Here is a 19,038-nt window from a genome sequence, read left to right as displayed (position 1 = left end):
AACCAAAAGATAGGTACCGCCATTCTCCGCCGCAGGACATGCACCTGGCCGGTCGGGACGGTGTGTTTAGTTGAATTTAGTAAATCCGATGATCCGGTGGTTCATTTTGCAGGAAGCGCTCCTGTGATGCCGTATTGCATTACGGCCGATACTACCTTCGGATCATCCTGTAAATGTTGCTTAACCCATGGAAGCAAACCTCAACGAATGGTTAAATAACCTGCCCGCTTTACTGCGCTTACCCACCATCCTGGCCGGTGCGCTGGTGCTGGGCTGGGTGATCGCGAAGATCATTATGCAGGTCCTGTATTGGAATTTCCGGCGCTGGAACGGCGATATGTCCAAGATCCTTAAACAGCACATCAACGGACCGGTAAGTTATCTGGGGCCCCTGCTGATGGCCAATATTGTCTGGAACTCCAGCCTGGTACCGGAAGAAACCTCCGGGATCTGGGCCAAAACCCTGGTGATCGTCCTGATCATCATCGTGGCCTGGCTGCTGCTGCGCGTCATCGATATGGTGGCCGATATCATCCGCGAGCAGTTCGACATTAAAGTGGAGGACAACCTGGACGAACGGAAGATCCTGACCCAGCTCCAATACATCCGGCGGGTTTCCGAGGTGGTCCTGTTCGTGATCGCCCTGGCGCTGATCCTGCTCCAGTTTGAAGGCGTGCGTAAAGTCGGAACGGGTATCCTCACCTCGGCCGGGGTGCTGGGGATCATCGTGGGTTTTGCGGCTCAGCGATCCATCGCCAATCTGTTGGCGGGTTTCCAGATCGCCTTTACCCAACCGATCCGGATCGATGATGTCGTCATCGTGGAAGGCGAATGGGGCAGGGTAGAGGAGATCACGCTGACCTACGTGGTGATCAAGATCTGGGACCAGCGACGACTGGTGGTGCCGCTGCAGTACTTTATTGACAAGACTTTCCAGAACTGGACTCGCACCACGTCCGAACTGCTGGGAACGGTCTTTCTCTACGTGGACTACACCTTTCCGGTGGAAGTACTGCGCCGGGAACTGACCGATTTCCTGGAAAACCACCGCCTGTGGGACCAGCGCGTCGGTATCGTACAGGTCACGGATTCCAAACCGGATGTGATGGAAATCCGCTTGTTGGTGAGTGCTACCAATGCGGGTAATGCCTTTGATCTGCGCTGCGAGGTCCGGGAACATATGATCAACTTTATTCAGCAGGAGCAACCCGAAAGTTTACCGAAAATGCGGATGCAGTACTATAATGATTTAAAAGATGCTTCCTTGAAGGAGTAAGATTTGTACCTTTGGCCGCATAGGGTTAAATTCCGACCAACTTGCACCGATTATGTTGTATCCGATTACACGGCCGATGGCGGCCCTGGCCATAAAAGCGAATTACAAGAAGATCAAAATGTCGAATGCGGACCGCATTCCGAAGGGGAAGCCGGTGATCCTGGCGGCGAACCACCCCACGGCATTTATCGAACCTTGTATCCTGGCGTGTTTTCTGGACCGGCCGTTGTACTTCCTGGTACGCGGGGATTTTTTCAAGAAGTCATTTTACGATAAGTTGCTGCGCAATCTGCACATGTTGCCGGTATACCGCATGCGGGACGGTGGCTACAGCAATCTCAAGCAGAACTACGCCACTTTTGAAAGTTGCTTCCAGGCCCTGCGCGAGAACAAGACCATCATGATCCTGGCCGAAGGACGCTGCATTCACGAAAAGCGCCTGCGGCCGCTGCGCAAAGGAACCGCCCGCATCGCCCTGGGCGCCCTGGATAAAAATCCGGAGATCGGTGAAGTCTACGTGGTACCGGTAGGGGTGAACTACACCTACGCCGACCAGTCCCGCTCCGAAGTCCTAATCGATTTCGGACATCCCATCCTGGCTTCGGAATACATGGAAAGTTACAATGCCCAACCCAATGCGGCCATTTCGGCGATTACCGATGATCTTCGCGAGGAGATGCTGGAGCGCATTGTGGTGATCGAAGCGCCGAATGACGAAGAACTGACCGAGCGCCTGCTGGTCATGCACCGTTCGGACCATCCGGAAGATCGCTTTCCCGTGCTGGAGCAGGACCGGAGCCGGCTGGAAATGGAGCTGGATGTGGCCAATACGGTGAATCGGATCGAAGAAGAAGATAAAAACCAGCTCTGGAGCTGGCTGGACCTGTATTTCGAAAAACTGGATGCTCTGGGACTGGAAGATCAGGTCGTCAGCCGGCACTACGAAAAGAGCGGCGGTCTGGGTGTCCAGCTGGCTGTTGGTTTGCCATTTTTTCTCATTGGTGCGCTCTGGTCCTACCCACCGCTTAAACTGGCTAAATGGGTCGTGGATAAAAATGTACGTTCTATCGAATTCTACGAGCCGGTCCGGCTGGCCGTCGGTATCGGTGCCTTCCTCATCTGGGCGATTGTCTGGCTACTGATCGGAACTTCGGCCCTGGGCTGGTGGGGTATTCCGCTGGTCGCCATCCTCTTTCTGCTGGGTTATTACGCAGTGATCTACCGCGAGCAATACCGTACCCTGCAATTAGAGCGCCGTTTCGTAAAAGTGGATGAGAATACGCGGGAGAGTTTGCGGGAGGACCGCCAAAAAATCCTATCTTTCTTCAAGCAATTGAAAACCACCCAACCTTCGGAAGAGAAGTGACGTTTTCATGAGTACTGACGTCTAAAGATAAAAAGTCGGTCGGTAACCGGTTAGCTCCAGCGGACGTTTGGAATTACCGGGTACTGAAAATTTTTGACTGATAAAGATGCAAGTACTCCAAAAAACTGATGCGCGATCTTATATGAATCACCTGGGGAAAAATCGCTGCCCCTTTTTGTTCATCATTGACTTTGAGCAGCTTAAACCCATCGTGATCCCTTTGCAAGATATTGATCCGGATGTTTTACAGTATGATTTTCCGGATTTTCGAAACAGGGCATCTGCGCCCGGTCCCACGGTTGAACATATCGTTTTTGAGGCCGTCCCAATTCCGTTTACTCGGTACAACCAGTCTTACGAATTGGTACAACAACATCTCCACCGCGGAGACTCCTTCTTACTAAATCTTACTTTTCCAACACGCTTAACCACTAATCTGGATCTACAACAAATGTTTCAAATTACTGATGCTCCGTATCAGTTGTGGTGGCGTGGTCATTTTACCTGTTTCTCGCCGGAGACCTTTGTGCGGATCCGGGAGGGAAGGATCTTTTCCTATCCCATGAAGGGCACCCTGGATACCGCCGTACCGGGCGGTCCGGACGTACTGCTGAATAATCCGAAAGAAAAGGCCGAACACGCCACCATTGTGGATCTCATCCGAAATGACCTGAGTCAGGTAGCCCGCCGGGTGCGGGTAGATCGCTACCGCTATCTGGACCGGATCCGGACCAGTCGCGGCGGCATCTGGCAAACGAGTTCGGAGATCAGCGGTGACCTGCCCGAAGATTACTACCAACACATCGGCGAGCTGATCTTTCGGCTGTTGCCAGCCGGTTCCATCAGTGGAGCCCCCAAACCAAAAACGGTAGAAGTGATCCGGGCCGCAGAAGGCTACGAACGCGGTTACTACACCGGCGTAGCGGGCATTTTCGACGGCCGTGATCTGGACAGCGCAGTGCTGATCCGCTACGTAGAGGAAGATCCGGATGGACTGGTATTCAAATCCGGCGGCGGCATCACGACCTTCAGCCAGGCGGCGGACGAATACCACGAAATGATCCGCAAAGTGGATCTTCCGCTGGGCGGCGGCTCGGCTTCCGGGCAAAGATCTAAAGGCACCGGACGTTTACAACTTGAAATTTAAGGAATGATGACCGGTCAGCAGGCTCCCCGCTTACTCGAAACCATCCGTCTGGAGAATGGCCGGATGCCCTATCTGGCGGCCCACCAGGCGCGCCTGAATGCGAGCCATCGCTATTACTACGACCAATATCCGGCCATTGATCTATCCGAAGCGATTGACATTCCGAATTCGTATAAGGAAGGGCTTTTTAAACTCAGAGTGGTGTACGGCGCGGCGATTGAAGAGATCGATATCCAACCCTACCGCATCCGGCCGGTTACTGCGGTGCAATTGGTGCAGGCAGACAACGTCCAATACGCCCACAAATACGCAGACCGGGAAGCTCTCCAGCAACTCTTTCGGGATCGTACCTACGGTGACGATGTACTGCTGATTCGCGACGGTTTACTTACCGATACCTCTTACGCCAATATTGCTCTTTTCGACGGTTCGAAATGGTTTACGCCCGCCCGCCCGCTTTTGCCGGGTACGGCCCGGGGCCGTTATCTGCGAGCCGGTTTAATCCATGCCGCGGATATCCACGTGCAGGACCTGCCGCAATTTCGGGAAATGCGACTGATCAATGGCATGATGGAATGGGAGGAGGCACCGCGGATCGCAGTGGAACAGATCCGGATATCGGCCTGAATTGGATCCCGCTTTATCTCTGCCGGGTTTTCCAGCCCAAAAAGACGAGACTGCATAAACTGGTCAGCAATATTCCCAACACCAATACGGAGAGCGGACTGGACCCCATTTGTTGCAAAAAGATAAAGAGCAGACCGTGGGAAAGCACCAGCAAACCGCTGAGGCCCAACAAGACGGTGTTGATCGGCCGGTACTGGAACCAGGAGCGAAGCGAACGAACCCAGTACACCAGGAACAGGATGAGCCCCACCAGCCAGCCGGTAGTCAGCACCGGCGATAATACATAGTAGCTGTCGTGCCAAGACACATCTATTCCGGCATCCCAATGATCCCGGAAAATTACCAGACGGAAAAAGACAAACAGGGTAGTGGCCAGAATGGCGCTGAAGAGGAGTTCTTTTTTCATGGTTTAGTCATCAGAAGTGAGCAAAAAACGATCCTCCGGACAGACCATCCATCCGGAGCAAATTTATTGGTACCGGCAAGCTGAAGACTCTGCCTCAGCTACCATCCGGGTGCCTACATTGATCTTATCCAGGAAACCGAAAGCTTTAGGATTTTGCTTCCCGTTCTTTCCGGGCGATCTTCTGGTCGTTGTTGCTTTCGTAGATGCAGTAGTTCTCGTATTTCACGGGGTCTTTTTCCGCCCAGATATCCTTACCGATGTTACAGAGTACGATCAGTTCATCGTACAGGCGGTTACCCTGATCTACCCGCAGTTCCACGGAAATATCGCGATCCGCCACCTTATCCTGCTGGATGTTCAGTGCCGTTTCAAAGTCTTTACAGGCATTGGCGATCCGGCTGAGTACGTTTTCGTTTACCCCCTGATCGGCCAGAAAATCCATTTGTTGCCGGGCTACCCGGATTACACGGCGGCCGCAGAACAATAGCTGGGCATCGGTCATATCCCCGAGTTTGGCGGTACCGAATTTACGGTAGCGACCGCTGCGATTGCTGTACTTCATCGCAACGCGGGTCATCAGACTGCGGATGGCACTTTTCAGATTCTCCGCTGCTTTGTATTTCTTTTCGGTGGTGATCATCTGATCGCCCAGTAGCTCGTCGTCATCCGGCAACGCCTGGAATTTTTGACAGAGATTCTGGAAACCCTTGAGGCGATCCACATCGTAGCCGTACTGGGCAAATTCCTTTTTGTCCCGGGCGGCGTAGCGGATCCGCTCCATGCACTGCAGGTAGAGATCGGCGTCCGGGAAATTATATTTACGGTGACCAGCTTGTTTCTTCATGCCGGATTTTTTGGTTCCAACCAAAGGTAAGGGCTTTCGCTTTTAAAAACAAGTTTTTGTTCACTAGAAATAATTTGGTTTTATTCAATGGCGTATTATACTCAGCCAGAAAATTCTTACCATTTAATGTTTTTTAAAATTTAGATCCCGGCCATTTACCGGTAAACAAACGGCCGAATTGACCCCGAAGGCATTATTGCTCAGGAATTCCCCGGGGTCGGAGGGTAGTCAGGCGGAAATTTGATACCTTACTTACCACAATTCAGAAGGTATGAAAAAACTCACTTACACATTATTCATTTTACTGTGCTTACCGGGCTGGATATTCGCCCAGGCTAACGGTATCAAGGCCCTGGTTGGCGGGCGACTGATCGATGGTTTCGGCGGGCAACCACTGGCCAACAGCGTGGTCATCGTTGAAGGAGAACGCATAAAAGCGATCGGTCAGGTGGGACAGATCGAGATCCCGGAGGGCGCCGAGATCATTTCCACCGAAGGCATGAGTGTGCTGCCCGGGCTCTGGGACATGCATGTGCACCTCATGATCAACGGCCACGCGGATTACGCGCACTGGGATACGGCCTACATCGACCAATTGGCCAGTATCATCATGCCGGCATCGGCCCATCAGTTACTGCTGGCCGGGATCACAAGCGCCCGGGACCTGGGTGCTCCCCTGGACGCGAGTATTGCGGTCCGGGACCGGATCAACCGGGGCGAACTGCCGGGGCCGACCATGTATATGTCTGGTCCGTTCATCCAACACCAGCCTTATCCCGGAACGGAAGCTTTTCGCTGGGGCGTCAACGGAGTGAGCGATGCCCGGGCCAAAGTACGCCGCCTGGCCGAAGCCGGAGTGGACTGTATCAAACTCATCGATCAGGATCAGATGAGTACGGAGGAGGTGCAGGCGGTCGTGGAGGAAGCGCACCAGCACGGCCTGACGGTAGTGGCCCACGCGCACCGTCCGGAGGAGATCCGGCGTGGACTGGCTGCCGGTGTGGATTGCTTTGAACATACCGGCTTGTCTTCGGCGCCCGAGTATCCGGCCGACGTCATGGAGATGATCAAAGAACGGACCGCCCAGATGAACAAAGGGCCTCTCTTCTGGACGCCCACCGTGGAGGGCTTGTACAACTACGAATACCTGCGGGATAATCCGGAAAAACTGGACAATGATTGCTGGCACCTGGACCTGCCGGAGGATATCATCGCCGACATAGAACAATCCATCCAGCACCCGGGAAGATTACCTTATTTCCAACTGACGCCTTCCCGCCGGCCGACCCTGGAACGAAAAGTGAAGCAACTGATAAATGCCGGCGTGGTGCTGCTGACCGGCACCGACAGTGGTATTCCCATGAAGTTTCACTGCCAGTCTACCTGGAACGAACTGGATGTATGGGTCAACGAATTCGGCATCGATCCCATGTATACCATCAAGGCCGCCACTTACTGGCCCTCCGTACTGATGGGCGTAGACAAAGAGGTAGGAACGATCAGTGAGGGAAAATACGCGGATATCATCGCCGTTAAGGGAGATGTTTTGCGCTATATCAGCCTGTTGCAGGACGTTGATCTGGTCCTGAAGCACGGCAAGCGGTATAAATAAAAAGTAGCCCGGAGATTCGGTACGTCTGCTCTGTCGGGCGTACCGAATCCCTGCGAATGGATCTCAGGAGATAAACAAAAGTCCTGTAAGGACGAAATATGGGTAGAACGTCCAATAATTCGCGAGATCCAGCGTGCCGTAGGTACGCAATGTGTTTTTACACGGCATATCTAAAGCACGCTAAGCCATGAAATGGTCTTTTGGCTACCTACATTTTGAGTCTACAGGCACATTCCCTACAAAAATAACTCTTAATTCGCATGAATCCCGGACTGTTATTCCGTCCGACATCCTTTGCGGCCGCCGCTCCGGCGAGCGCGACTTCCCACCAGACCATTATCAATGAAGTTGTAGGAAACAGTCAATCCGGCGATGAAGAACCAGTCTTTTTTCCGGGCATCTCCCCGGGCCATTCCCGGACTGTAACGCGACAGGTCATTGCCGGCGATCTCCCCGCTCCGGTTGCTCAGTGCGGCGGCAGTCGGGCTTAGCGTTTGCGGATCAACAAAGATGGTACTGACGTCGTCCAGGTAATCGGTGTTGGTATGGCGGGCACCGAATTCGAGACCCAGGTTGATCTTATCGCTGAGCGCATATTTGAAACCTAAACCGAAAGGAATGGAGATCCCGGATTTCCCGTAGGGCGCGGGACGTCCTTCATTGCCCTGCCCTTCCGTGCCCAGGGGCCGGAGCTTTACCTTCTCTCCTTCGTAGAGGGTACTGGGGTCGTACATGAACATGCCGATCCCGACAAAAAGATAGGGCGAGAACGGGCGGTATAAGTTGTAGGGCTGGTAACCCAGCACATTGAATTCACCAATAAGGGCAATGTCGATCACCGGGCTGGAAAAGCTCAGATTGCGACCCTGTAGCTCGGTATCCGTGGCGTTCTGGTCGTGTCCGGAGATCACCGTATAGTTGGCGCCCAGTCGGATCGTGGCCATTTCGTGCACATTATAGCGAATGAAAGCGCCACCGGCCAGGTTGGTCTCTTTGATGAACATGGTCCGGGAGTTGTTGCTCAGATCACCCAGATAATTGGATGCGCCGCCGAGCAGGCCGAACTCGAAATGTTGGGCGGAAAGCGGTAGGCTTACACTGAGAAAAAAGCCGAGCAGGGCGACCAGAATTTTACTTGGGTTGTCCATGATGTACTGTTTTTAGATGAGGGATATCGCTGCGAAGGGGGCGCTGAGCTGTCCGTTCCTCCTGTACCTTCTGCCGGCAAGTGCTCAACATCGCCGATGTTAAGGTATTGTCAAAAATCGGTCTTTTTGCCGAGATGAAAGGTATTTTACACGTTTATGTAGAAAAATAAGCAACTTCTATATTTTAATCACGTTCTTTAATCTGAAAAAATTTATTAAAAAATAACATGACACGAATGATTTTGAAAAATTTGTTGTCTGGGATGTTGATGTTAGTGGCGAGTTGGGCGATGGCTCAGGATGCTGCTCCCAACAACTGGTTCCATCTGAACCAAGATAAAGATGGGTATCCTGGATTGAGTACGGAAAAAGTCTATCAGGAAATACTGAAAGGTCGTCAGGCGAGAAAAGTGATCGTTGCGGTGATCGACTCCGGTGTAGATGCAGAACACGAAGACCTGGCCGCCAATATGTGGGTAAACGAAGACGAGATCCCCGGTAACGGCATAGATGATGATCAGAACGGCTATATTGACGATATCCACGGTTGGAACTTTATCGGTGGAAAAGACGGTAAGAATGTGCAGCAGGAGAACCTCGAAGTAGTGCGTTTGTACAACAAGCTGAAAGGCAAATACGAAGGCAAAAGCGCGAGCGATTTCTCCGGAAAGGAAAAAGAAGAATTCGAACAGTTTCAGGAATATAAGGAAGAGATCGACAACAAACGTGAAGATCTCGGACCGAAAGTAATGCAGTTCGGTGCCATTCTGGGTGCATTCGACAAACTGATCGAGCAGGTGGGTAAAGAACCCGCCGATATCACGATTGAAGATCTGCAGAAATTCAAAACGGAAGATCCGGTGATGACCCAGGTGGCCAATATGGCGCAGGGTTTTGTAGAACAGGGCCAGAGTTTCGGTGACGTTTACAAAGAGCTGAAAGGCTATTTCGATTACCTGGACGGACAGTTCAACTACAACTACAACCCGGATTTCGACGCCCGCTCTATCGTGGGTGACGATCCCAGCAATGTAGAAGACCGCAACTACGGCAACAACGATGTGGAAGGCCCCGACGCCCAGCACGGCACGCACGTAGCGGGTATCATCGGTGCGGTACGCGGCAACGATATTGGCATGGACGGCGTAGCCGACAATGTGCTGATCATGTCTGTGCGTGCGGTCCCCGACGGTGACGAACGCGATAAAGACGTTGCCAATGCCATTCGCTACGCGGTGGATAACGGCGCCGAGATCATCAACATGAGCTTCGGTAAAGGATACTCTCCTTACAAAAAAGCTGTGGACGACGCGGTGAAATACGCCAAGAAAAACGACGTACTGCTGGTACACGCTGCGGGTAACGCTGCCCAGCAGAACCAAATGGATAACAACTATCCGAACGATCGCTACGCCAAAAAAGGCCTGTTCGCGCCCAAAGAGGCGAAGAACTGGATCGAGGTAGGTGCCCTGAACTACGGTGAAGGGGAGGACCTGGTGGCTTCTTTCTCCAACTACAGCCCGGAATTTGTGGATGTATTCGCGCCGGGTGTGGAGATCTACGCGACCGTTCCCAACGATAAATACGAAAAACTGCAAGGTACGAGTATGGCTTCTCCGACGGTTGCCGGGGTAGCGGCCATCCTGCGCTCTTATTTCCCGACGCTAACGGCCAATCAGGTGAAAGACATCATCATGGATTCCGCCCAGCCGTTCAAAGGGAAAGTGATCAAGCCGGGTACCGAAGAACTGGTTCCTTTCTCCGACCTGAGTGTTACCGGTGGTATGGTGAATGCCTACGAAGCCGTTAAGCAGGCGATGATGACGAAAGGTAAGCGGAAGTTCGAGTGGAAGAAAGTAGAGAAAAAAGATAAGAAGGACGTGGTAGTTCCTTAAGGAATACCAGCGTTTGACGTTTGCAGGGGTGGTACGGTGATCATTTGATCGCCGCACCACCCTTGCAAATTATAGGATAACCACCTCTTCGATGTACTCCTCGCCCAGCGCTTCGTTCAGCATTTTTCGGATCTTCTCTTTTCCCATCGACAACTCCTGTTTGAGCGGCGCGGAATCCAGATAGATGTATAATTTTTTCCGGCCCATCTTGATATCCCGCGTGTAGCGGGCAATGGAAGGGCCCATCATATTTTCCCAGTGACTGCGAATACGCGTCTGGTTCAACTTCCCCTTCAGCCGGTATTGGTCCACCATTGCGTGGAGGGCTTCCTTCAGGGTTTTCTCATTGTGCTTATTCATAAAGCAGTGGCCTTTCCTTTGGTGATTAAAAATTCCCGGTAGCTGCTGTCTCGGGATTCGATCATCTGGCTGACCCGTTTCTGATCGGTATCCGTAATGAATACCTGACCGAAATCGCCATCCAGCAACAATGCCAGCAGATGGTCTACGCGGTGGTGATCCAATTTATCAAAAATATCATCCAGCAACAGCAGCGGCCGCTGGTTTTTATTTTTTTTGATGAGTTCGTACTGGGCCAGTTTCAGGGACAGAATGAAGGATTTCAACTGTCCCTGGGAGGCAAAGCGCTTCAGCGGAAACTCGTCCAGGTTAAACACGAGGTCGTCCCGGTGCAGGCCCGTAGTGGTGCGGTGGAGAATACGGTCCTTATCCCGGTGCTTGCGCAGCAGCTCCATCAGGTCAGGCTCTTTCTGCAGCGGTGAACGATAGCTGCAACTGGCCGTTTCCGCGCCGCCGGAGATCGTCCGGTAGACCTGCGCCAGTATGGGATTGAATTCCTCCACAAAAGCCTCCCGCTTTTCACTGATGTACAGTCCGGGCATCTGCAACTGTAGATCGTAAACCTCCAGCAGGGATTCCTGGAAGCGACCGCTTTCGCCCATCTGCTTCAGGGCAGCATTGCGCTGGCGCAGCACCTTCTGGTACTGGATCAGATGTTTGAGGTACAGCGGGTCCAGTTGGGAAATGGTGTTGTCCAGAAATCGCCGGCGGGCCTCACTGCCTTCGGTCGCCAGCAGGGTATCATCCGGAATGATGATCACCACGGGTAAAAAACCGATGTGTTCCGACAGTTTGGCGTAGGGCACTCCATTGCGTTCCAGTTCCTTTTTCTTTTTGGGGATCACCTTGGCAACGATCTTTTCGCGTTTCTCTTCCCGATCAAAATGTCCTTCGATACGGAAAAAGTCCGTACCGTGCAGCGACAGATAGCGATCGTTGGGTACGAAATAACTTTTGCCCATGCAGAGGTAGTAGATCGCATCCAGCAGATTGGTCTTGCCCATACCGTTGCGCCCCACCAGACAATTGATCTGCGAAGAGAACTGAAAGCTTTCCTTTTCGTAATTTTTAAAATTGGTTAATATAAGTTGAGTAATCTCCAAAATAACCTTGTTTTGGTATCTGATACCGGGACTCGAATGTTTGCCGGAGCGGAGGACTTATCGTATTTCAGTGCTGCCGAAGCCCGACCGGCAAATAAGATCACCACCGTATTTGAGCTTCGGGATCATCCCTTCATCGCTTCCCGCAAGGCCCCGAAGATACGCTGAATGTCGTAATTTTCCTCACTCATCACGTGGGCCTTCCCCGAATCTTCTTCGATCAGGAGCAGTTTGACCGTACCCCGGCCGTTGCTCGTTGGGATAAGGCGAACGGGAGAATCGGTAATGATCTCCGCATTGCGAATATTCTTGAAGTTCACTTTCCCGTAGGGAGTCTCAATGGCATCGGCAGTGATGGTCACGGGGCCGGTTTTCCGCATGCTGAGCCAGCTGAAGAGGGCCGTTCCCGCACTGATGGTGGTCAGAAAGAACAGCAACATGGCAACGAGCATGTTGCGGGTATGGGCTTCACCGGTGGCCTTTTTACGTAGACTGAGCACCAGACCGATGCCTCCCACAATGGCCAGTACAATGGCCAGGTAGAGAATAAACTGATCTTCCTGATGGGTAGGTTGAAAAACTTCCTGCATAGCTAAGCTTTTGCTGCAAAGCTATTACTTACTTGGGAAAAAAAGTATCTTAATGCCGTTAAGACCCGATAAGAATGGCAAAAGAAAATAACAGCTCGGCGGCCCGATCCGTGGCCTACTGGCTGTTTCAATCCAATTTCAAAACACTGCGTTTGCGCGATGCCCTGCGGGCGGAAGCGCTGTTCAGTTTTCCCGTGCGCGCCCATACGGACCGGATCCGGTCCGGTGATAAGGTGATCATCTGGCAGACGGGGAAAGCGCAGGGCTGCTACGCATTGGCAACCGTTCTGTCGGATCCCACGGTGACGGACCCTTTACCGGAAGAAATGCCTTATTACCGGGAAGCGGTCGAAACCGAAGCCCGCGTTACCATCCGGATCGATTACAACCTCTGGAACCGTCCCGTTACCGCGGAGATGCTCCAGGCGGCGGGCACAGTCGACTCCTTTTACGCGGGACTATCCGGAACCAACTACCGGGCCACCGAAGCGCAATTCGAATCCATTGCATCTCTCGTCGCCCAGCAGGATATTCTGCACGAGCCCGAAACGGAATATTTTATCAATCCGGGGTTTTACCCACCACTCAACCTGATCCTGCACGGCCCGCCCGGCACCGGAAAGACCTTTCGCACCATCAACCACGCCGTGGCCATCATCGAAAACCGACCGCTGGAAGAAGTGGACCTCGAACCGCGAACGGCCCTCAAAAAGCGGTTTGACCGCTACCAGGAAGCGGGGCGTATCGATTTTGTGACCTTCCACCAGTCCTTCGCCTACGAAGATTTTATCGAAGGTATCAAACCGGTAGTGGAAAATGACCAGGTGAATTACCGGGTAGAAGCGGGAATATTCCAAAAGCTTTGCCGGCGGGCGGCCGAGAAGGTAACCGAAAACGCTGGCGACTGGGATTCCGTGCCGCGTTTCGTACTCATCATCGACGAGATCAACCGGGGGAATCTGCCCGCCATTTTCGGGGAACTGATCAGTCTGATCGAACCGAATAAACGCGACGGTTGTGCCGAGCAATTACGCACCATCCTGCCGTATTCCAAAAAGGCTTTCAGCGTGCCGGCTAATCTGTACCTGCTCGGCACCATGAATACTGCCGACCGCAGCACCGAATCCCTGGATATCGCCCTGCGGCGCCGATTCTCTTTTCTGGAAGTTCCTAGTGACCATACTCTCATCTCCGAACTGGCCGAACGGCCCATGGTGGCCGGCGTCGATCTGGAGCGTTTACTCCAGGCCATCAACGATCGGATGGAAGCGCTCCTGGACGAACAGGCCCGGATCGGCCATGCCTATTTTCTGCAGATCCGCGATCTGGATGATCTCCGCGGGGTATTCGAATTGCATATTCTGCCCCTGCTTAAGGAGTATTTTTACCACGATCTGGCCAAGATCGGCCTGATCCTCGGCCGGGCCTTTATTCAGGATGAACGCAATGCCACCACCAAATTTGCGAATTTTGACCACCCTTACGCAGAAGAAATGCTCCACAAGCAACGTTTTCGTTTAAAGCCCGTTCAGGAATTGGAAGAACGGGACTTTATCCGGATCTATGATCCGGAATATTAGGAACGGGAAATAATGTTGCAGAATATAGATGATGATAGCTGGAGTTCGCATATTACCAGGCACCGTATCCTGGTGCTTTCTTATCCTTTTGTTTGCCTGCCGGAATGAACCACCGTCGCCGCCGGCCGAAAGTGAACTGATCGGTTCGGTCATGGCCCGTCGTTCCGAAACGGTCGATTCACTGCTGACTGCCGGAGCGGCCCCTGATAGTCGCGACGATGAAGGGACACCGGCCCTGATCATCGCCGTCAATGCCGGACGGATCGATATCGTAAAAAGGCTGGTGGAGGCCGGCGCGGATGTCAATGCCCGGCGGGCCGCCTATTTTCAAAGTACGGCCCTGATGGAAGCCGGCGTGCGTAACGATCCGGAACTGGTCACCTATCTGCTGGACCAGGGGGCGGACCTCACTATGCAGGATACCCTGGGCGATACACCCCTCAACTGGGCGACTTACTACGGTCATCTGGATCTGGTGAAACTCTATCTGGAACGCGGCGCCGATTGGTCGGTGGCCAGTAAACAGGGCAGCGCGGTCGATATCGCTATGCACCGCGGTCACCGGGATCTGGTCCGGTATTTCATCGAGCAGGGAGCCGGGGATCCGATCGGTGCGGAAGCCGTTGCTCTGTTTACTGCCATTCGCAACGATGATGCGGGGAAGGTCGAAGACCTGATCGAAGCCGGCCTTTCTCCCGATCAAACGGATGAACTGGGCAATCCGGCCCTCGTCATGGCTGCCGAAATGGGGCGGGAAGAGATCCTGGCGTACCTGCTGCGGCAGGGCGCGGACAAGGATGCCCTGAACGGGGTAGGGGAGACCGCCATGGCGCGGGCCGCCCGTTTTGGTCACGGCGATATCGTCAACCGATTGCTGTCCATTAAGGCCGATCCGGATCTGGCCGGCGCTCCTTTCCGGATCACCCCCTTGCTGGCCGCCGCCCAGGCCGGTCATACGCTAATCATTCAGGAATTGCTCGCTTCCGGTGCTTTCCCCAATGCCCAGGAGGGTATCAACGGCTATACGCCCCTCATGCTGGCTACTGCAGCCGGGAAGGTTGACGCCGTGAAAGCCCTGCTCGCCGGTGGCGCGAGCCCGTACCTGAAGAGTTTTGAAGGTGCCGGTTTGTACGATATGCTCCGTTACAGCAACAATCCGGAGATCGGTACCATCATTCAGGAAAGTCTGCTTGAGCAATAATGGGGGATCATTACTGGTTTTTCGGTTCCATTAGTTGAAACCTACGACCCGGTGGTTGAATTAAATGTAATGTCCGTTGCGGATGGCATTACTTTGCCGGTATACCTCATAGCCGGTCGAGTGATTCGTTCCGGTTCCGAAAACCGAAACTATGCTATTCCCGATTTACGAAAAATTTGGTCTGCTGCCCTCCTGGGCGCTGGGTTCCCTGCTGGTATTCGCCCGCTATGCCCTGTTTGCCGGAATAAGTTTTCTGGTGTTTTATCTCATCTGGAAGAAAAACTGGCTGCCGTTCCGGATCCAGGAAAGATTTCCCCCCTGGCGAAAGATCCGTCATGAGCTCATCCATTCCTTAGCAACGGCCGGAGTGTTCGCCGCACTGGGCATCGGTATTTACTTTTTGTACCGGGCCGGCTATACCCGGCTATATACGGAGATCGAGACTTATGGATGGGCTTATTTACTGTTTTCCTTTTTCCTGCTTACCGTAATTCACGACACGTATTTCTACTGGATGCACCGCCTGATGCACCATCCCCGCTTGTTTGGGCTGTTGCATAAGGTGCACCATATATCGAATAATCCGACCCCATGGGCATCCCTTTCGTTTCATCCTTTAGAGGCCATGGTAGAGATCGGCATTGTCCCCCTGGCTGTGCTGGTCATGCCCCTGCATCCGCTGGCTTTGTTTGCCTTCTCTATCTGGTCTTTATTTTTCAACCTGTTGGGGCATCTCGGATATGAGCTTTTTCCCAGAGGGTTTGTGCGACATCCTGTCGGCAAATGGTTCAATACCTCGACTCATCACAATATGCACCATTCGCGATCCAACTGTAACTTCGGATTGTACTACAATTTCTGGGATCGGCTGCTGGGGACCAATGCAACTGATTACGAGCAGACTTTCGACGCGATCAAATCGCGTCATTCCCCGTCGATCTCCCGGGCGCCCGACCTTCAGGGCAGAACTCAGGTTCCGTAAATACAATAGGTTTTGGCCAGTTGATCGTGGACAGCCTGACTGAAGGGATTGAATAACATCCCGAAGGCGGAAATGGGCGCGATCCAGATGGAAAACTGGATCCACTTCTGATAAGGTGTGGTATTGGCCAGATCGCCGTAACTCATGAAATCACGGACTTCTTCGAATCCTTCCAGCTGAAAGATGTACATGGTGGCCAGCAAATTGATCACCACACTCAACGCCCAGGGAAGATAACGGATCAGGGACTGATCCAGCGAAATAGGTTGGAGCTGATAATCGACTACTTTGATCTTCACGGCCATTTTCCCGACGGTGGCGCTGTAGTAATACTCCATGAACGGCTTGTAAGCCGCGCTGAGCAGGGCCAGTAGCAGCGCCAGCGGGAGACTTTTGATCTCAATGATATTGTAATAATTCAATCCCATGAGTGGGATCAATACCAGCGAATCGATCAGGGAAGCACCGACCCTGATCCACAGGCCGGCAAAACGTACCGATTCGAGATTGGCCGGTCTTTCGCCGGGATCATTGTCGAGAATATCGTCCTGCATGAATGAGTTATTGAGCTGTTGTGGGGTCGTCGTTCTTCCGGGCACCTTCCCGTTCCATTTAGGAAACCGGGTTTACCGGTCCCGTTGCCTCCCCTGCACCGATTTATTGAATTCAACCTTGATCACATCCGGATCCTGGCGCATTTGCCGCAGCATATCATTGGGGTGCATGGCATCCGTATTGTAGCGGACGAGCCAGTAGGAGTTATTCGGCGAAAGCCTTTTGACCACCCGGAGATCCTGCTGGGCGTATTGCCGGGACCACTGCTCGGGTACCACTTCGCGGTCCAGTTGCACGATCAGTTCGTGGGCGATAAAATCTTCGGGTACTCCGGTAGCCGGGGCCTGCTGTTGTTTCCACTCTCCTTCGTTGGCTATCTGTTCGAGTAGTTCCTGGATCTTCAGGACCTGAGGCGGGCGTCCGTCCTTACCTCGGATCACCTTCGAACGGCCGTCTTCAAAGTATTCGATCGTTACAGTCGGCAGGTCCGGGATCTGGGATTTGAAGGCATTGGGAAATTTAAAGAGGTTGGCCGCTACGAGTTCCTGTTTCAGGGCTTTCAGGTCGGAACGACCGATATCCCGGATGTGGACACCTCTGCGTTCCGTAAAACGTTCGCCTTCGTAAGCAACGATCCCGTTGTCGTATACGGTGATGGTATAGACCGGACAATTGCCGTAGCAGGGGCCCATATTCATCGATACTACCTTTTCGAGGTCGTTCAGGTCCGTATCCTTCAGGATGGCCTTACAGGAAAACATCCCGAAAGTGAAAAAGAAGATCATTCCGCTCAGGCCGGCGGTTTTGGTAATGGTGTGCAGTGCTCTCATGTTGTACCGGGTACGCTTCGGTATTTGATTAATTTTGAATAATTTGGTAGAGATCATCCAGTTTTGGAGTTAATACGATCTCACTTCTGCGATTAAGTGCCTTGCCTTGTTGCGTATTGTTGGGGGCTACCGGAGCGTAGAAACCACGACCGGCGGCGGTGATCCTTTCCGGTTCCACACCGTATTTGGTCAATTCTTTCACGATGGAAGTGGCGCGCAGAACGCTCAGGTCCCAGTTGCGGGACGCCGTTCCGTCGGTATCGGTATGTCCTTCTACCATCACCTGAAAATCCGTATTGTTTTTCAGCGCTTCGGCTACCTGCATCAGGGCCTGTTTACCCCGCCAGTCGATATCTTCACTGCCGCTGGTGAACAGCAGATTCTGGCTCATGGAGAGGTAGAGTTTACCGTTTTTCTGCGTCACCGTCAGTTCGTCACTGGAAAATCCGGTCAGTGCCTGGTCAATACTCTGTTTGAGATTGTCGAGACGCAGCTTCTGGGCGGCCAGCGCCGATTCCAGTTCCTCGATCCGGGCATCTTTTTGTCCGAGTACGCCCTTGGCTTCCGTGTAGTTGTATTCCATCATGCTCAGCGTACGCTGCTTATCGCGCAGTTCGTATTCGGTCTGAGCCAGTTTTCGCTCCCGTTCGTCCAGCATGGTCTGTTTCTGGGCGAGTTGTTGCTGGAGCGTGAGATTTTCGTAGGAGGTTGTCGCTACCACTTCCTGATTCTGGTTGATCTGCTCGTTGAATTTCGACAATACCTCCTGATAACTGCGGTTCAGACTAATATTGGTAGCCCGCAGTCTTTCCAATTCGTTCATCATTTGGTTCAGCTCCACTTCCACCAGTCTCTTTTCTTCTTCCAGGTTGCGATATTCTGTGCGTATTGAATCAGCCTGAAGCGCCTGATCCTTGTAATAATCCACCTGTTCGTTCAATTCCGTTGTATCCTGAGGAGTAGCGCAAGCTCCCAGGAGAATGATCAAAAGGATGGCCGTTACCGGATAAATTTTCATGATTCAATGGGTTTTTTGTTTCCGTAAAGTAACCAAAAAGCTGTCATATATCAAATACCGACAGGTGTTCGGCGGGCTAATTAGCCGTAAAAGCAATTAAACCTTTTCTATTTGGAAAAGTCTAATCTGCAAATTTGAAAACTAAAACTATTAAATCATGAAGATTCAAAAATTGTTCCTTGGCCTCGTATTCGTATTATTCGCCATGGCGGCAAGCGCCCAGACGGCCACCCCCAAAGTAGCCGACCGCCAGGTAAATCAGCAAAAACGGATCATTAAAGGAGCCAAGGACGGCGAAGTGAGTAAGAAGGAAGCCGTTCGTCTGGAACGCCAGCAAAAACGGATCAACCGGTCCAAGAAAAGAGCCAAAGCCGACGGCGAAGTAACCAAAAAAGAAAGAGCAAAACTGCACGCTCGCCAGAACAAAGCCAGCCGCAATATCAAGCGGGCCAAGAAAAATAATAACTGATCCGGAGGCACGATCGCTTCGGTCAATCG

General features: G+C 52.6%; 19 protein-coding genes. 10 read left to right on the top strand and 9 right to left on the bottom strand.

The genetic code is table 11. From position 1 onward, the window contains the following. Positions 1-187: 187 nt before the first annotated feature. From CRP01_RS10640 to CRP01_RS10625, 4 genes are all read left to right on the top strand, one after another. Positions 188-1,276 carry a mechanosensitive ion channel family protein gene (locus tag CRP01_RS10640; protein ID WP_222845693.1) on the top strand — a complete coding sequence of 363 codons (1,089 nt, stop codon included), beginning with the start codon at positions 188-190 and terminating at the stop codon, positions 1,274-1,276. A 52-nt stretch (positions 1,277-1,328) separates the two neighbouring features. Then, positions 1,329-2,642, top strand: a complete 1,314-nt coding sequence (locus CRP01_RS10635; protein ID WP_099150003.1) for a 1-acyl-sn-glycerol-3-phosphate acyltransferase — start codon at positions 1,329-1,331, stop codon at positions 2,640-2,642. Between the two features lie 106 nt (positions 2,643-2,748). Beyond that, positions 2,749-3,789, top strand: coding sequence for an aminodeoxychorismate synthase component I (locus CRP01_RS10630; protein WP_099150002.1), 1,041 nt, complete (start codon positions 2,749-2,751; stop codon positions 3,787-3,789). Positions 3,790-3,792: 3 nt separating this feature from the next. After that, positions 3,793-4,416, top strand: coding sequence for an aminotransferase class IV (locus CRP01_RS10625; RefSeq protein WP_099150001.1), 624 nt, complete (start codon positions 3,793-3,795; stop codon positions 4,414-4,416). Positions 4,417-4,429: 13 nt separating this feature from the next. On the opposite strand, the gene CRP01_RS10620 is transcribed toward CRP01_RS10625, so the two are convergent. Then, on the bottom strand, positions 4,430-4,822 hold the full coding sequence (locus CRP01_RS10620) for a hypothetical protein (RefSeq protein ID WP_099150000.1): 393 nt from the start codon (positions 4,820-4,822) through the stop codon (positions 4,430-4,432). Between the two features lie 145 nt (positions 4,823-4,967). Beyond that, the gene (locus CRP01_RS10615) at positions 4,968-5,666 is read right to left on the bottom strand and encodes a hypothetical protein (protein ID WP_099150113.1); all 699 of its coding nucleotides are present in this window, start codon (positions 5,664-5,666) and stop codon (positions 4,968-4,970) included. Between the two features lie 271 nt (positions 5,667-5,937). Between CRP01_RS10615 and CRP01_RS10610 the strand changes: the two genes are divergently transcribed. Next, the gene (locus CRP01_RS10610; protein WP_099149999.1) at positions 5,938-7,278 is read left to right on the top strand and encodes an amidohydrolase family protein; all 1,341 of its coding nucleotides are present in this window, start codon (positions 5,938-5,940) and stop codon (positions 7,276-7,278) included. Between the two features lie 275 nt (positions 7,279-7,553). Here the strand turns inward: CRP01_RS10610 and porG are convergent, their stop codons facing one another. Then, positions 7,554-8,426: a type IX secretion system protein PorG gene (porG, locus tag CRP01_RS10605; RefSeq protein ID WP_099149998.1), complete on the bottom strand. Its 873-nt coding sequence runs from the start codon at positions 8,424-8,426 to the stop codon at positions 7,554-7,556. A gap of 263 nt (positions 8,427-8,689) precedes the next feature. Here porG and CRP01_RS10600 point away from each other — a divergent pair, with 263 nt between their 5' ends. Then, positions 8,690-10,321: a S8 family peptidase gene (locus CRP01_RS10600; protein WP_233752663.1), complete on the top strand. Its 1,632-nt coding sequence runs from the start codon at positions 8,690-8,692 to the stop codon at positions 10,319-10,321. Between the two features lie 69 nt (positions 10,322-10,390). Here CRP01_RS10600 and CRP01_RS10595 read toward each other — a convergent pair whose 3' ends face one another. The 3 genes from CRP01_RS10595 to CRP01_RS10585 form a co-directional block, all read right to left on the bottom strand. Then, a complete protein-coding gene (locus tag CRP01_RS10595) occupies positions 10,391-10,681 on the bottom strand; it encodes a DUF721 domain-containing protein (protein ID WP_099149996.1) in 291 nt (96 codons plus the stop codon). Next, positions 10,678-11,784: a DNA replication/repair protein RecF gene (recF, locus tag CRP01_RS10590; RefSeq protein ID WP_099149995.1), complete on the bottom strand. Its 1,107-nt coding sequence runs from the start codon at positions 11,782-11,784 to the stop codon at positions 10,678-10,680. The genes CRP01_RS10595 and recF overlap by 4 nt, the downstream gene beginning before the upstream one ends. A 125-nt stretch (positions 11,785-11,909) precedes the next feature. Further along, positions 11,910-12,374, bottom strand: a complete 465-nt coding sequence (locus tag CRP01_RS10585) for a hypothetical protein (RefSeq protein WP_099149994.1) — start codon at positions 12,372-12,374, stop codon at positions 11,910-11,912. 74 nt (positions 12,375-12,448) lie between these two features. On the opposite strand from CRP01_RS10585, the gene CRP01_RS10580 reads away from it, so the two are divergent. The 3 genes from CRP01_RS10580 (at position 12,449) to CRP01_RS10570 (ending at position 16,137) form a co-directional block, all read left to right on the top strand. Further along, complete coding sequence (locus CRP01_RS10580; RefSeq protein WP_099149993.1) at positions 12,449-13,954, top strand: AAA family ATPase; 1,506 nt, start codon at positions 12,449-12,451, stop codon at positions 13,952-13,954. A 28-nt stretch (positions 13,955-13,982) separates the two neighbouring features. Then, positions 13,983-15,155 (top strand): ankyrin repeat domain-containing protein, encoded by a 1,173-nt coding sequence (locus CRP01_RS10575; protein ID WP_099149992.1) that lies wholly within the window; start codon positions 13,983-13,985, stop codon positions 15,153-15,155. Between the two features lie 151 nt (positions 15,156-15,306). Continuing rightward, on the top strand, positions 15,307-16,137 hold the full coding sequence (locus CRP01_RS10570) for a sterol desaturase family protein (RefSeq protein ID WP_099149991.1): 831 nt from the start codon (positions 15,307-15,309) through the stop codon (positions 16,135-16,137). Here the strand turns inward: CRP01_RS10570 and CRP01_RS10565 are convergent. From CRP01_RS10565 to CRP01_RS10555, 3 genes are all read right to left on the bottom strand, one after another. After that, entirely contained in the window at positions 16,125-16,691 is a 567-nt protein-coding gene (locus CRP01_RS10565; RefSeq protein WP_099149990.1) for an RDD family protein, read from the bottom strand. The two genes, CRP01_RS10570 and CRP01_RS10565, sit on opposite strands and share 13 nt — an antisense overlap. A 72-nt stretch (positions 16,692-16,763) precedes the next feature. After that, a complete protein-coding gene (locus tag CRP01_RS10560) occupies positions 16,764-17,522 on the bottom strand; it encodes a DUF6438 domain-containing protein (RefSeq protein WP_099149989.1) in 759 nt (252 codons plus the stop codon). A gap of 28 nt (positions 17,523-17,550) precedes the next feature. Next, positions 17,551-18,540, bottom strand: a complete 990-nt coding sequence (locus CRP01_RS10555; protein ID WP_099149988.1) for an OmpA family protein — start codon at positions 18,538-18,540, stop codon at positions 17,551-17,553. A 157-nt stretch (positions 18,541-18,697) separates the two neighbouring features. Here CRP01_RS10555 and CRP01_RS10550 point away from each other — a divergent pair, with 157 nt between their 5' ends. Next, positions 18,698-19,009, top strand: a complete 312-nt coding sequence (locus tag CRP01_RS10550) for a hypothetical protein (RefSeq protein WP_222845692.1) — start codon at positions 18,698-18,700, stop codon at positions 19,007-19,009. Positions 19,010-19,038 lie beyond the last annotated feature (29 nt).

This window comes from Flavilitoribacter nigricans DSM 23189 = NBRC 102662, assembly GCF_002646595.1.
Taxonomy (GTDB): Bacteria; Bacteroidota; Bacteroidia; order Chitinophagales; family Saprospiraceae; genus Flavilitoribacter; species Flavilitoribacter nigricans.
Note: the sequence above shows the minus strand (reverse complement) of the source record. Positions and strands in the feature narration are given on the sequence as shown.

Bases quoted from the DNA above. Each gene is read 5' to 3' on its own strand.
- CRP01_RS10640 (WP_222845693.1), top strand. From the start codon at position 188: ATGGAAGCAAACCTCAACGAATGGTTAAATAACCTGCCCGCTTTACTG.
- CRP01_RS10635 (WP_099150003.1), top strand. From the start codon at position 1,329: ATGTTGTATCCGATTACACGGCCGATGGCGGCCCTGGCCATAAAAGCG.
- CRP01_RS10630 (WP_099150002.1), top strand. From the start codon at position 2,749: ATGCAAGTACTCCAAAAAACTGATGCGCGATCTTATATGAATCACCTG.
- CRP01_RS10625 (WP_099150001.1), top strand. From the start codon at position 3,793: ATGATGACCGGTCAGCAGGCTCCCCGCTTACTCGAAACCATCCGTCTG.
- CRP01_RS10620 (WP_099150000.1), bottom strand. From the start codon at position 4,822: ATGAAAAAAGAACTCCTCTTCAGCGCCATTCTGGCCACTACCCTGTTT.
- CRP01_RS10615 (WP_099150113.1), bottom strand. From the start codon at position 5,666: ATGAAGAAACAAGCTGGTCACCGTAAATATAATTTCCCGGACGCCGAT.
- CRP01_RS10610 (WP_099149999.1), top strand. From the start codon at position 5,938: ATGAAAAAACTCACTTACACATTATTCATTTTACTGTGCTTACCGGGC.
- porG (WP_099149998.1), bottom strand. From the start codon at position 8,426: ATGGACAACCCAAGTAAAATTCTGGTCGCCCTGCTCGGCTTTTTTCTC.
- CRP01_RS10600 (WP_233752663.1), top strand. From the start codon at position 8,690: ATGTTGATGTTAGTGGCGAGTTGGGCGATGGCTCAGGATGCTGCTCCC.
- CRP01_RS10595 (WP_099149996.1), bottom strand. From the start codon at position 10,681: ATGAATAAGCACAATGAGAAAACCCTGAAGGAAGCCCTCCACGCAATG.
- CRP01_RS10585 (WP_099149994.1), bottom strand. From the start codon at position 12,374: ATGCAGGAAGTTTTTCAACCTACCCATCAGGAAGATCAGTTTATTCTC.
- CRP01_RS10580 (WP_099149993.1), top strand. From the start codon at position 12,449: ATGGCAAAAGAAAATAACAGCTCGGCGGCCCGATCCGTGGCCTACTGG.
- CRP01_RS10575 (WP_099149992.1), top strand. From the start codon at position 13,983: ATGATGATAGCTGGAGTTCGCATATTACCAGGCACCGTATCCTGGTGC.
- CRP01_RS10570 (WP_099149991.1), top strand. From the start codon at position 15,307: ATGCTATTCCCGATTTACGAAAAATTTGGTCTGCTGCCCTCCTGGGCG.
- CRP01_RS10565 (WP_099149990.1), bottom strand. From the start codon at position 16,691: ATGCAGGACGATATTCTCGACAATGATCCCGGCGAAAGACCGGCCAAT.
- CRP01_RS10560 (WP_099149989.1), bottom strand. From the start codon at position 17,522: ATGAGAGCACTGCACACCATTACCAAAACCGCCGGCCTGAGCGGAATG.
- CRP01_RS10555 (WP_099149988.1), bottom strand. From the start codon at position 18,540: ATGAAAATTTATCCGGTAACGGCCATCCTTTTGATCATTCTCCTGGGA.
- CRP01_RS10550 (WP_222845692.1), top strand. From the start codon at position 18,698: ATGAAGATTCAAAAATTGTTCCTTGGCCTCGTATTCGTATTATTCGCC.